Origin of the sequence: Pseudomonas umsongensis (genome assembly GCF_002236105.1) — a bacterium.
In the GTDB taxonomy this organism is placed as follows: Bacteria; Pseudomonadota; Gammaproteobacteria; order Pseudomonadales; family Pseudomonadaceae; genus Aquipseudomonas; species Aquipseudomonas umsongensis.
Window position 1 is genome coordinate 262,251 of the sequence record NZ_NIWU01000001.1, and the last position, 12,455, is coordinate 274,705.

Consider the following 12,455-nt stretch of genomic DNA (forward strand, 5'->3'; position numbering starts at 1 on the left):
GCGGGTAGAACAGGTGGGTTCTGCCATGCGGGATGGTTAAGGAATAAAAATAATGATTAGCCCTTGCCCTGCTTCTGTTCTTTTTTCCAAGTCGCGCCTACTGCTTGCGGTTGCGTTGACCGTAGGTGTCAGTTCGTTGGTGGCGATGCCTGCTTATTGCGCGGCTGCGCCTTCCACCGATACGCTGGACGTACCGGCGCAACGGGTGGACGAGCGGCTGCCCGCACCCTTGTTGTCGGTCGCCAGGGCTGGCGATGCGATGATCAGCGTCGGTCTCCACGGATTGATCCAGCGCTCCACCGACGCGGGACGAACCTGGCAGCAGGTCGACAGTCCGGTGTCCAGCGATCTGGTGCAAGTGCGGTTTCGCGATGAGCGAAATGGCTGGATCGTCGGTCACGATGCCCTGGTGCTGCACACCACTGATGGCGGTCACAGCTGGCAAGTGCAGCTCGACGGGCGCCGCCTGTTGACACTGCTTAATGCCTACTACGGTCCGCGGTCCGAAAAAGGCGACGAATCCGCGGCCCTGGTAGTCAGGGAAGTGGCAATGGCCGCCGGTACCTCGGCGACCCCGGGCGTATTGGCCGCACCCTTTCTGGATGTGATGTTCGATGAACAAGGCAACGGCTTTGCCGTGGGTGCCTTCGGGCTGTTGTTGCACAGCACTGACAACGGCCAGAACTGGGAGCCGTGGATCGAGCGCAGTGACAATGAGCGGCGCATGCACCTGTATGGCCTGGCTCAGCAAGCGGGCACTTTCTATATCAGCGGCGAACAGGGGCTGTTGATGCGCCTGGATCGTCAGCAACAACGTTTCGTGAAAATCGAAACGCCCTACACCGGCACCTACTTCGGCGTCCGCGCCTACGATCATTTGCTGCTGGCTTACGGGCTGCGCGGCAATCTGTTCGCCAGCCGCGATGACGGGCAGCAATGGCAGGCCGTGGAAACCAACCTCAATAGCAGTCTGGTCAGCATCGTCGAGCAGGGCAACGCCTTGATCGTCGTGAGCCAGGGCGGGCAACTGGTCAGCGTTGATCGCCAGAGTTTGCAAGTCACGCCGCTGGCGGATGCGCGAATGGGTGAGGTTTATGCAGCCAGTGCCACCAACCAGGCTGGGAGCCTGGTTGTCACGCGCTTTAGCGGCGCCAAGGTCATCGATATCGCCCAGGCCAACTGACGCCGTCGGCACGATTCCCCTACGAGAAAGAAAAAATGGTCGAGCAAAAATTCAACAGCGGGATGCCAGTGATTGCCAACCTGGAGGACTTTGACAAGAGCTCCGGAGGCTGGTTTGAACGGGTGATTTTCCGGCATCGCATGTTGGTCGTCATTGCCTGCTTGCTCGCCACCGTGGTGTTGGGCTTCTTTGCTACACGGCTGCAAGTGAATGCCAGTTTCGAGAAAATGATCCCCAGCTCCAGCCCCTACATCAAGAATTACCTGGCCTATAAAGACCAGCTTCCGGGGTTGGGTAACAGCATTCGCGTGGTGGTCGAAAACAAGACCGGTGATATCTACGACGCCGACTACTTGCTGGCGCTGCAGAAGGTCAACGACACCCTGTACCTCATCCCGGGTATCGACCGTTCCTGGATGAAGTCGCTGTGGATGCCCATCGTCCGCTGGAAAGAAGTGACGGAGGAGGGCATCGATGGCGGTGCGGTGATGCCTTCGGATTACGACGGCAGCGACAAGTCGATCAAGGCCCTGCGCCGCAACATCATGCGCGCCGGCATTGTCGGCAACCTGGTGGCCAACGACAGCCAGTCGAGCATGATTTTCGCGCCGCTGCTCGATACCAATCCGCAGACCGGTAAACCACTGGACTACGGGGATTTCTCCAAGCAACTGGAAGCACAGATTCGCTCACTGGAAAGCGACAAGGTCGGCATCCACATCGTCGGCTTCAGCAAGCTGGTCGGCGACCTGATCGACGGCCTGTATTCGGTGATGCTGTTCTTTGGCGCTTCCGTGGTGATCGCCGGGCTGTTCGTCTATTTCTACACCCGTTGCCTGCGCAGCACTTTGTTGCTGGTAAGCGTGGCAGTGGCGGGCGTGGTGTGGCTGCTGGGCTTGATGCAAATCCTCGGCTACGAGCTGGACCCGTACTCGATCCTGGTGCCGTTCCTGATTTTTGCCATCGGCATTTCCCATGGCACGCAGAAGATGAACGGCATCCTTCAGGACATTGGCCGTGGCACCCATAAATACATTGCCGCGCGCTATACCTTCCGCCGTTTGTTCCTCACGGGCCTTACCGCACTGCTGACCAATATCGTTGGTTTTGCCGTGCTGGTGATCATCGATATTCCGGTGATCCGAGACCTGGCACTGACCACCAGCATCGGTGTCGCCGTGCTGATTTTCACCAAGTTGCTGCTGATTCCGGTGGCGCTGTCGTACCTCGGTGTCAGTAAAAAAGCCGCGCGTATCGCCATCGCCAAAGACCAGGCCGGCGCAGAAAACAAAGGTTTCCTAGGGCGTCTGTGGAGCGGCCTCGACCGCTTCACCGAACGGCCGATGGCCACCGCGGTGATCGCCGTGTCGCTGCTGGTGACCCTGGCGGGCAGTGTGGTGATGATGCACCTCAAGGTCGGTGACCTGGACCCCGGTGCACCGGAGCTGCGTGCGGATTCGCGCTACAACCGCGATAACGCCTACATCACCAGCCATTACGGGCTTTCCAGTGACCAGTTCGTGGTCATCATGAAGACCAACGAAGACAGCTGCCGCCTGTACCAGTCGCTGCAAAGCATGGACAAGCTGGCCTGGCGCCTGCGTCAGACACCAGGTGTACAAACCACCCAGTCGCTGGCCGAAACCGTACGGATGATCAGCTCCGGCATGGCCGAAGGCAGCCCGAAATGGCTGAGCATCAGCCGTGACCAGGCGATCACCAACTCGGCGGTGGATGCAGCGATGATTTCCGCCCCGGGGATCACCAACCAGCAGTGCTCGGTGACCCCGATGATTGCTTATCTGGCCGACCACAAGGCCGACACCCTGAGCCGGGTGTTGCAGGTCTCAGAAGAATTCGCCAAGGAAAACAACAGTGTCGTCGGCGCTGAACAGCCGGTGGAATTCCTCCTGGCCGCGGGCAATGCCGGCATCGAGGCCGCCACCAATATCGAAGTCGAGAAGGGCATCATCACCATGTACCTGGCGGTGTATGGCGCCACGGCGTTGCTCTGCCTGCTGACCTTCCGCAGCTGGCGCGCAACCTTGGTGGCGCTGATTCCGCTGCTGATGACCACGATTATCTGCAAGGCACTGATGGTCTGGCTGGGCATCGGCCTCAAGGTGGCCACCTTGCCGGTGATCGCCGTGGGGGTCGGTGTCGGTGTGGACTACGCGCTGTATCTGCTCAGTGTGCAACTGGCGGTGCAGGAGCGTGGTGGCAGCCTGGCGGTGGCTTATCGCCGCTCGCTGGACTTCACCGGCCGTGTGGTTGCACTGGTGGGCCTGACCATGGCCGCCGGGGTGATTACCTGGGCCTGGTCGCCGATCAAGTTCCAGGCCGACATGGGCATTCTGCTGACCTTCATGTTCCTGTGGAACATGCTCGGTGCACTGGTGTTGATCCCGGCCCTGTCGCATTACCTGCTCAATCCCAAGGGCAACTCCAAGGCCGGAGTGACCCTGGACCTCGAAGACGCCCGCGCGCAGCAGGAACCGCGTAAGCCCGCAGCCGGCGCACCGACCCACTCATTGACTGAGCTCGCCTTACCCCGGCGTGCCCGCTGACTAATAGCCGGGCACAGACCCAGGCTGGCAATTGCAAGGAGAGAAGTATGTTCGAGTTACTGATGAGTGCCGACATGATGGTTCCGGACCCGGACGGCATGACGGAAATGTTGGTCGACAAGCTCGGGATCTACAAGCACGAACGCTGGCGCCAGGCGTTCGACAATCACCCGTACATCGCGCATTTTCTGCGGGTACACAAATCCCTGGCGGTGTCGCCAACACGCATCGAACCGCAGTGGCACCTGGATCGACCGAACCCCGGCGATCCGCTGTTCCATGACTTTCTGGAAAGCCTGAAAGATTTCCAGGGGCATCATCGGCCGATGATCACTCACTCCATCGTGCTGGCCCTGCACGGGGACAAGTTCGACGCACTGGTGGACAAACTGATGCGCCGGCGCTTGCCGTTCCGCATGGCACAGCGCACCCCGGAAATGCCGTTCGACCGCCTGTGGCTCGGTGCGACTCCCGAGCAGCCGTACTACCAGCCATCCGTGGACGGTGGCCTTTGCATTGAAATCATGCCGACCGAGCCATTGCAGATGCCGCCGGAAACCTACCAGTTGCCACCGGTGCAACCACGCGATCTCAAACCCGGCGACATGGTACGCGTGACGGCCCGTGGCTTCCTGGTCCGTGACCTCGACGAAACCCTGCGCAAGGTGTCGACCAACCTCGACTGGGAACCGAGCGGGCCGGTGGAGAACATCCGCAGCGAAGGCTACCGCCGTGCGCGCATGGGGTTCACCGTGCCTAACAGTGCAACCCTCGATGTACTCGAGGCGACCTACTGGAACACCGACGCCGGCCACTACGTCAACAACTGGGGCCCGGGGCCGTACTACATCCGTATCGGCGTCAACGACCTGGCCGCCAAGGCCGAAGATCTGCGCGCACGCGGCACGCGGTTCCAGTGGATCGAATCCTCGGAGGCCGTTGGCGGTCGTCCATTGATCAAGATCGATCCACAAGAACTCAATGGTCAGGTCTTCGAGTTCGAGGAGTGCCCTGCATGAGCACAGCGCAAAATCCGCAACTCCCCGTGCTGATCAACGAGGCTGTGCGCCTGGAGCGCGATGCCATGGTGGGCTGGGTGGTACTGACCCGTCCCCGACAGATCAACGCCATCAACGACGAGATCCGCCAGGGCGTACCGCAGGCACTGGCGTTGTTGCAGCAGGATCCGGACATTCGCGTGATCGTGATTCGCGGGGAAGGCGAACGGGGCTTTTGTGCGGGCGCCGATATCAAGGAACGCCGCGGCCCAGAGTCCAGCTTGCAAGTTCGCCAGCGCATGGAAAACGTACGCTGGATCGAAACCCTGGACGGCATCACCAAACCGGTGATCGCCGCCATTCATGGCTACTGCATGGGTGGCGGGCTGGAATTGGTGCTGGCGTGTGACATCCGTTTCGCCGCTCCCGATGCCGTGTTCGCCCTGCCAGAAACCGGTCTGGGGCTGATCCCCGGTGGCGGCGGCACGCAACGACTCTCCCGAGTGGTGGCACCGGGTCAGGCACTGGACATGTTGCTCACCGGTGACAGGGTGGGCGCCGAGCAGGCGCAGCGCATTGGTCTGGTCAGTCGACTGGCCAGTGACAGTGCCAACCTTGTGCAAGAAGTGCGGGCTTTTGCCCAGCGCATCGCCAGCAAACCACCCACCGCGTCGGCCTTTGTCAAACAGGCTGCGCGGGCGGCACTGGAAATGGATCTCAAGCGTGGCCTGGACCTGGAGCTTGATCTGTTCGCCTTGTTGGCCCCGACCAAGGACGCCCGCGAAGCGGCCCAGGCCTTCAGCGAACGGCGCGAACCGCGTTTTACCGGCGAATAAAGCGCCACTCCCTAAAACAAAAAGGATAAGGGCATGAGTACAGGAAAACTGGCAGGACGAGTGGCCATTATTACCGGCTCCGGTGGCGGCCTGGGCGCCGAATGCGCACGGGTACTGGCATCCCATGGCGCGAGTATTGCCGTAATCGATATCAATTTCGAGGGGGCGACAGCCGTTGCCCAATCGTTGGTCGCCGAGGGCCATCAGGCTTTGGCGATTGCCACCGATGTGTCCTCGGAAGACGACGTGCGGGCAATGGTTGCCCAGGTGAAAGAGCGTTTTGGCCGTATCGACATCTTGCACAACAACGCGGCGATCCTGAATGCCGAGCAACGCCAGCTGGACCGTGATTTCGTCAACCTCGACATGCAGGCCTGGGACCGCGCCATCGCGGTCAACCTGCGTGGCGCCGTGCTGTGCACCAAGCATGTGATTCCGGTCATGCTGGAGAACGGCAAGGGCTCGATCATCTTCGCCACCTCGGGTCTGGGCATGCAGGGCGATATGTCCCTGACCGGCTACGCCACTTCCAAGGCGGGGCTGATGATGCTGCCACGCATGGTGGCCTCGCAGTACGGCAAGCAAGGCATTCGCGGCAATGCCGTGCAGATCGGCCTGGCGCCTTCGGAACACGCCATGCCTGAACCCTTGCTCGACATCCTGCGCGACAACCACTGCACCGCCGAGCTGGGTACACCTCGGCAGATCGCCGATGTGGTGGCGTTCCTGGCCAGTGACGAATCCTCCTTCGTCACGGGTACCACTCTGGTCGCCGACGGTGGTTTCAGCAGCCACACGCCATCCCTGGTTGCGATGCGCGCGTTGTTCGCGCAGATGGGTCGCACCGGCATGTAACCTTTGCCTCGGTGCACCGTCCGGTGCGCTGGGGTTGTACTTCGCCACCACAGCCGCCGCGCGCCGCCGTGGTTGAATTACGTCATGGAAGCAAGTGATGAATCAGAACCACAAAGCGGGAAACACCGACTTCGATGTGATCGTCGTCGGCGGTGGCACCAATGGCCTTTCGGCTGGCTGTTACCTGGGCATGGAAGGCAAGAAAGTGCTGGTGCTCGAAGCGTTGGACAAGGTCGGCGGCATGGCGTCATCGGGCTATCTGATACCCGAAGCACCGCAGCACCTGGTCCACCCCTGTGCCCTGGACATGATGTCGATGCGTGTGCATTCCCACGTGCCGGCGGAGCTCGGGCTGGAGCGCCACGGTTTCAAATCGGTGGAGCTCGCGCCGGGGTATGTGTACCTGCATCCAGATGGACAGTCGCTGATTTTCTGGCGTGATCGCGAGAAAACCGCTGCCGAGATTCGCCGCTTCAGCAGCAAGGACGCCGAGGCGTTTCTTGAGTTCATGAAGGTCATCGACATGTTCCTCGATATCGCGCTGCCGATGATGCGCGTCGACCCGGCGAAGACCAACCTGGGTGTGAAGCTGAAGATGCTCGGCACCGCGATCAAACACAAAGCCTTGAAGCCCGAACTGATGGCACTGATGACGGGATCCGCGCTGCAAGCGGCGCGTGAGCGCTTCGAGCATCCGGTGACCATATCCGCGATGTGTGCACTGACCGGTCTGGCAGGTGATATCAGCGCCGATGGCGGTGGCATCTATTACGCCTTGCTCGGTTTCCTCCATCGTTTTGGTGTGGGTCGTGTCCTTGGGGGCATGCAGCAGTTGAGCAACGCCATGCAGGCGCGTCTGGAAGAGCTGGGCGGTCAGGTGCTGGTGTCGGCCAGCGTCAGTGAAATCGTTGCCAAGGATGGCCGGATCAAAGGGGTGAAACTTGCGGATGGTCGCCAGTTCATGGCCCGCGCGGTCATTGCCGGCTGTCACCCCAAGCCTGCGCTGGATATGGTCACCCGTGGTGAAATCCCCCAACACTTGCTCACCCGCATCGCCATGGCACCAGCCAACGGCAAGGGCTCGGGACCACTGAAGGTGGATCTTGCCTTGCGTGGGCAGATTTCCGTGCCACGTTTTGCTGCCATTCGCGGCGACGGTGTGGATCTGCGTAAAACCGTGATGTTGATCGGCACCGAAGAGGCGGTGCTGGAAAACTTCGCCGCTTGCGCCCGAGGCGAGGTACCGAAGTTGCCCTACATCACCGTGGCCGCACCGAGCGCCGCCGATCCCTCACAAGCGCCAGCCGGCCAGGATGTACTGTACATCTATCCGCCGGTCATGCCGGTGAACCCCAACGAGGGTTGGGACGCATTGCGTGAACGGGTAGCCGACCAAGTGCAAGAACAGCTGTATGACTACATTGAAGGGATCGAAGGGCAGGTGATTGGCCGTCACATCGAGGCCGCCCCGGACTTTACCGCGCGCTTGAACACGGTGAATGGCTGCGTGGTGCATATCGACACGACCTCCATGCGTTCGAGCACCATGCGCCCAGCGTACGGTTTGGGCGGCGATACCTTACCGGTGGCCGGGCTGTATTTCGGCAGCGCCGGCATACATCCGGGCGGTGGGGTCAACGGCATGGCAGGGCGGTTGGCGGCCAAGCGGGTGAGCAAGTACTTGAGTAAAAAAGGCAACTGAGCCGTCGATAGATAAAACCTGTGGGAGCGAGCCTGCTCGCGAAGGCGGAGTGTCAGGTGGCGGTGATCCTGGAGGTACCTGTCCCTTCGCGAGCAGGCCCGCTCCCACAAAGAGATCGTGTTTATGCAACGCGCTGATAGTCGTTAAACGCTGTCAGCGTTTTTTTTTGCACCCAACGAAATACTCGCCAGGACAAAATCTGCCGAGTACTGGCGCCAGGTGGCCATGCCTTCTGCCGAGTCAGTGTCCAGGCCTGCGAGTGCAGACATGGAGTAGCGGTTGGTGAACCAGCCTGTGGTCACCAGTGAGGCGCTGGCCAGCAACAAGCGCGGGTTGATGTCCGCACGAAAATCACCACTGGCGGCTCCGCGGACCAGGATCGCGTCGAGCTTGGCGATCAGCTTCGGTGCCATTTCAAGAAAATGGTTACGCGGTGTTTCGTGGGTGTCGTGGTAGCGAATGCCTTCCAGCGCCAGGCTGCCGAGGAAGGGGTCAAACCGGTATTGGTCGAAGAAGTGATTGAGCACGGTGCGCATCGCCTGAGGCGGTGGCAGCTCTTCAACCTTGAGGTTGACCAGCTCGGACATGATGTTGTCCGAAGATTCATCCAGTACCGCGACAAACAGCCCTTCCTTAGAGTTGTAGTAGTGGTAGACCAGTTGCTTGGTGACCCCGGCATCCCGGGCTATTTCTTCCACGCGCGCACCGGCCAGGCCTTTTTTAGCGAACTCCACGCGCGCAGCAGCGAGCAGGCGATTCATCGTATTGCGTTTGCCCTGTTCGCCACCTTCTCCTGCCTTCACCGCCACCTCGTACTCCTCCTGTTGAATGGGGTCACACCTTGAAGCATATACCCGGGCGCCATCGTTTGACCCAGAGTCAAACGAAGCGCAGTACCGGTGCAGACACAACCGCATACCATGGATTGGCAGCCGGGCAATCTTGGTGTGCAAGAGCAATAAAAACAAGACAGGAGAACCTGATGAGCAACGAAAGCGCAGCACTGGACCTGGCCACCGCGTATTCCGCCGTATCGGAAATGTATCGCGGCACTGACCTGGATATTCATGCGGTGTGCCGCGAGCAACGGTTGAAGTCACCCATCTATGAAGGCGATTTCATTACTCAATTCGGGGTGCCAACCAATGCCGGTACCCAGCAGGGCACTCGCCCGACCTTCGCCTTGTTCAAATACCAGGACGTGATGACTGTTCTGCGCGATGGTGCGACCTACACCAGCGGCTTTATTGCCGAAGGTCTGGGCGCGTTTTTCGATGGCTTGATCATTCTGGCCATGGACGGTGACGAACACCGCAAGGTGCGCGCCTTGCTGCAACCGGCATTCATGCCCGAGACCGTGAACAAGTGGCGCCCGCAGATCGACCAGGTGATCCGCGAGGAGTACATCCAGCCAATGTTGCCGGCAAAGAAGGCCGACCTGATGAAGTTCGGCCTCGAGCTGCCGATTCGCATCATGTACGCCTTGATGGGCTTCCCCTCGGATGAACCGTCCAAGTACAAACAATATGCGGCCTGGGCCTTGGCCATTGTCGGCGGCAACCAGATCGACCCGAGCAAGATGGTCGAAGCGCGGCGTCAGGCCGGCATCGCCGTCAAGGGTCTTTACGACGCACTGGCCGAAGTCGTGGTGCAACGTCGCGCCGAGGGCAGCCAGGGCGATGACGTGGTCGGTCGTTTGCTGCGCGCGGAATACGAAGGGCGCACGCTGGATGACCATGAAGTGATCACCTTTACTCGCTCGTTGTTGCCGGCGGCCGGGGAAACCACCACGCGCATGTTCGGCTCGGTGATGACCTTGCTGCTCACAACTCCCGGCTTGCTCGAGCGGGTCAAGGCCGACCGCTCACTGATCGGCAAGCTGATGGACGAAACTACCCGTTTTGAACCGGTAGCCACTTTCAAAGTGCGCGAAACCGCCAAGGAAGTGGAATTTCACGGTGTGAAGATTCCCAAGGGCTCATTCGTCCAGTGCATGGTGGTGTCTGCCAACCGCGACGAAGAAGCGTTTGAAAACCCGGATGTCTTCGATATCGACCGCAAGCCAAAACCATCCTTTGGTTTTGGTTTTGGCCCGCACATGTGCATCGGTCAGTTCGTTGCCAAGGTCGAGATCAGCTGCGCGGTCAACGCGATCCTCGATCTGTTCCCCAACTTGCGTCTCGACCCGACCCAGCCCGTACCGCAGATCGGCGGTGCACAGCTGCGTGGCGTGTCGACGCTCCCGGTGATCTGGGACTGAACCACGATTCAAATCCGTTTCCAGGCCTTGATAAAAACAACAGAGGGCAGTATGAGAACGTTCAAAACCATTCCAGAACGCGGTGATTTCGGCTTCCAGCAACTGGTCGGGCCGCACAAGGTCACTGGCGCTTCGATGTCTGCCGAGCGCGGCTTCTTCGGCCTGCATTTGAGCAAGAGCTCGCCGTTCGGCTCTGTGCGCGATGAGCAGGGCAATATCTATTCATTTGTGCGGTCGCTGATGGCGCCCAATGGCACGCCGAACCCGACCAAGTTCTACTACCTGAACAACCACGTCGACAACGTCCACCTGCGCATGGACCACGAAAAAATGGCCCGCCAGGCGCTGACGCCACTGCCTGTGCATAGCCTGGAAGGTGATACCGCACGCTGGGCCAGCCAACCGGGTGAAGCCGGTAATGGCTGGGAAATCACGGCCAGCAGTGAACGCCTGACCTGGAAAGAAGAAGGCTTGTTTCACCTCGAAGGTCGTCTGCTCGGACCGGGTTTGCAGTGGTACTTGCCGGGTGTGGAGTGGGGCACGTTCTACGTTTCACAGTTGTGGGATATCGCCGGTGTCTGCGAGGGGCGTCCGGTAAAAGGCGCCATGGCGCTGGACCAGTTCTACATGGCTGAAGGCGGCGCCATCCACTTCAAGAAAGACCTGGTAGTAAACAACAACAAGCATGTGATCTGGTGGTCCTTTGTCACCGTTTATAAAGACGGCACGTGGGATACCGGTTCTTTCATGGTCGGTCACGACCACCTGGGTTACGCCATTTTCAACAATGAAAAAGGCGAGGTGCGGGTCACCACCGATATCGAAGGGCACACCGAGCACAAGGACGGAAGCTACTTCTTGAAGTCGGCCAAAATCGTGCTGGAAGGCAAGGAAGAGTGGGAATTCCTGCCTGACGAGAAGGGCGAAATGATCGACTTCGTTGGCGGTTTCCCTGTCACGGCTCAGCAGGAAGGGCGTTGGCGTCGGGTTGGCGATACCCGCGAGCCTTCGCACTGGCTGGGCTGGGGCGAGTCGGACCGGCGTAACGGCTCGGCCCGTAACGTTCCAGGCAAGGACCTGTAAACCTGTGAACCCCCTGTAGGAGCGAGCCTGCTCGCGATGGACGTGAAGGATACCGCGTGATGTCTGACACCCCGTGGTGTTCTCAGGTTTATCGCGAGCAGGCTCGCTCCTACAGGGCATAACAATAAAGAGGAATCACGATGAAATTCCGCGACAAAGTCGTACTGGTCACCGGTGCCGGTCGAGGCATGGGACGCGCCATTGCCCTGGCCTATGCCCGCGAGGGCGCCAAAGTGGTGGTGTCGGCACGCACTCCTCGATACGGCAAAGAAACAATCGAGCAAATCAAGTCCCTGGGCGGTGAAGCCTGCCTGGTCGGTGGCGACATCGCCGATCGCGAGGCGATCAAGTCAATGGTGCAGGGCGGCGTAGAACATTTTGGCTCCCTAGATATCGTGGTGCATTGCGCCGCTGACACCAGTCACGGGCTGATCGCCGAAATGGCCGATGACACCTTCGATCACATCGTGCGCAGCAATATCCAGTCGTTGTTCTGGCTGGCCAAGGACAGCGCGCCCTACCTGTCCAAAGCGGTGGACAAAGGCCGGCTGATTTTCATCTCCTCTGGTGAAGCCAACCGCAAGTACACACCACGCCTGATTGCCTATGGCTCAAGCAAAGCCTTCATGAACGCCTTTGCCCGCGGCCTGGCGGTGGAGTTCGGCGCCATGAATATTCTGGTCAACGTTATAGAGCCCGGGCTGATTGGCACTGACCACATGCTGGAAACCCTGGGCGATGAACTGCCGCACAAACTCGCCGCACATTTCCCGGTCGGGCGCCTGGGCGAGTCCGCCGACATTGCCAATGCCGTGATGTTTCTCACCTCCAACGAGGCCTCCTACATCACCGGCACGTCGTTGTTGGTGGATGGCGGCGCCACCATGATCGCACTGCCCAAAGTCGAAGAAATCCTCAAGGGCCATTAATCATGTCGCGCATCCGCGAAGGCGGCCTGCGCCGGGAGTGAG

General features: G+C 60.0%; 10 protein-coding genes. 9 read left to right on the top strand and 1 reads right to left on the bottom strand.

Annotated features, from left to right (window positions below):
- The first annotated feature begins 52 nt into the window (after window positions 1-52).
- From PSUM_RS01225 to PSUM_RS01250, 6 genes are all read left to right on the top strand, one after another.
- Complete coding sequence (locus PSUM_RS01225) at window positions 53-1,183, top strand: YCF48-related protein (RefSeq protein WP_020798234.1); 1,131 nt, start codon at window positions 53-55, stop codon at window positions 1,181-1,183.
- A gap of 35 nt (window positions 1,184-1,218) precedes the next feature.
- Complete coding sequence (locus PSUM_RS01230; RefSeq protein ID WP_083348832.1) at window positions 1,219-3,750, top strand: efflux RND transporter permease subunit; 2,532 nt, start codon at window positions 1,219-1,221, stop codon at window positions 3,748-3,750.
- Window positions 3,751-3,797: 47 nt separating this feature from the next.
- Window positions 3,798-4,769, top strand: a complete 972-nt coding sequence (locus PSUM_RS01235) for a VOC family protein (RefSeq protein WP_057715112.1) — start codon at window positions 3,798-3,800, stop codon at window positions 4,767-4,769.
- Window positions 4,766-5,584, top strand: coding sequence for an enoyl-CoA hydratase/isomerase family protein (locus tag PSUM_RS01240; protein ID WP_020798231.1), 819 nt, complete (start codon window positions 4,766-4,768; stop codon window positions 5,582-5,584). The genes PSUM_RS01235 and PSUM_RS01240 overlap by 4 nt, the downstream gene beginning before the upstream one ends.
- Before the next feature lie 33 nt (window positions 5,585-5,617).
- The gene (locus tag PSUM_RS01245; protein WP_020798230.1) at window positions 5,618-6,439 is read left to right on the top strand and encodes an SDR family NAD(P)-dependent oxidoreductase; all 822 of its coding nucleotides are present in this window, start codon (window positions 5,618-5,620) and stop codon (window positions 6,437-6,439) included.
- 97 nt (window positions 6,440-6,536) lie between these two features.
- Window positions 6,537-8,141: a phytoene desaturase family protein gene (locus tag PSUM_RS01250; protein WP_020798229.1), complete on the top strand. Its 1,605-nt coding sequence runs from the start codon at window positions 6,537-6,539 to the stop codon at window positions 8,139-8,141.
- Window positions 8,142-8,284: 143 nt separating this feature from the next.
- On the opposite strand, the gene PSUM_RS01255 is transcribed toward PSUM_RS01250, so the two are convergent.
- Window positions 8,285-8,950 (bottom strand): TetR/AcrR family transcriptional regulator, encoded by a 666-nt coding sequence (locus tag PSUM_RS01255; RefSeq protein WP_020798228.1) that lies wholly within the window; start codon window positions 8,948-8,950, stop codon window positions 8,285-8,287.
- Window positions 8,951-9,123: 173 nt separating this feature from the next.
- Between PSUM_RS01255 and PSUM_RS01260 the strand changes: the two genes are divergently transcribed.
- From PSUM_RS01260 to PSUM_RS01270, 3 genes are all read left to right on the top strand, one after another.
- On the top strand, window positions 9,124-10,401 hold the full coding sequence (locus tag PSUM_RS01260) for a cytochrome P450 (RefSeq protein ID WP_020798227.1): 1,278 nt from the start codon (window positions 9,124-9,126) through the stop codon (window positions 10,399-10,401).
- Between the two features lie 51 nt (window positions 10,402-10,452).
- A complete protein-coding gene (locus tag PSUM_RS01265; protein ID WP_020798226.1) occupies window positions 10,453-11,484 on the top strand; it encodes a hypothetical protein in 1,032 nt (343 codons plus the stop codon).
- A 140-nt stretch (window positions 11,485-11,624) separates the two neighbouring features.
- The gene (locus PSUM_RS01270; protein ID WP_020798225.1) at window positions 11,625-12,413 is read left to right on the top strand and encodes an SDR family NAD(P)-dependent oxidoreductase; all 789 of its coding nucleotides are present in this window, start codon (window positions 11,625-11,627) and stop codon (window positions 12,411-12,413) included.
- Window positions 12,414-12,455 lie beyond the last annotated feature (42 nt).

Coding starts and splice junctions, on each gene's coding strand:
- PSUM_RS01225 (WP_020798234.1), top strand. CDS start 53: ATGATTAGCCCTTGCCCTGCTTCTGTTCTTTTTTCCAAGTCGCGCCTA.
- PSUM_RS01230 (WP_083348832.1), top strand. CDS start 1,219: ATGGTCGAGCAAAAATTCAACAGCGGGATGCCAGTGATTGCCAACCTG.
- PSUM_RS01235 (WP_057715112.1), top strand. CDS start 3,798: ATGTTCGAGTTACTGATGAGTGCCGACATGATGGTTCCGGACCCGGAC.
- PSUM_RS01240 (WP_020798231.1), top strand. CDS start 4,766: ATGAGCACAGCGCAAAATCCGCAACTCCCCGTGCTGATCAACGAGGCT.
- PSUM_RS01245 (WP_020798230.1), top strand. CDS start 5,618: ATGAGTACAGGAAAACTGGCAGGACGAGTGGCCATTATTACCGGCTCC.
- PSUM_RS01250 (WP_020798229.1), top strand. CDS start 6,537: ATGAATCAGAACCACAAAGCGGGAAACACCGACTTCGATGTGATCGTC.
- PSUM_RS01260 (WP_020798227.1), top strand. CDS start 9,124: ATGAGCAACGAAAGCGCAGCACTGGACCTGGCCACCGCGTATTCCGCC.
- PSUM_RS01265 (WP_020798226.1), top strand. CDS start 10,453: ATGAGAACGTTCAAAACCATTCCAGAACGCGGTGATTTCGGCTTCCAG.
- PSUM_RS01270 (WP_020798225.1), top strand. CDS start 11,625: ATGAAATTCCGCGACAAAGTCGTACTGGTCACCGGTGCCGGTCGAGGC.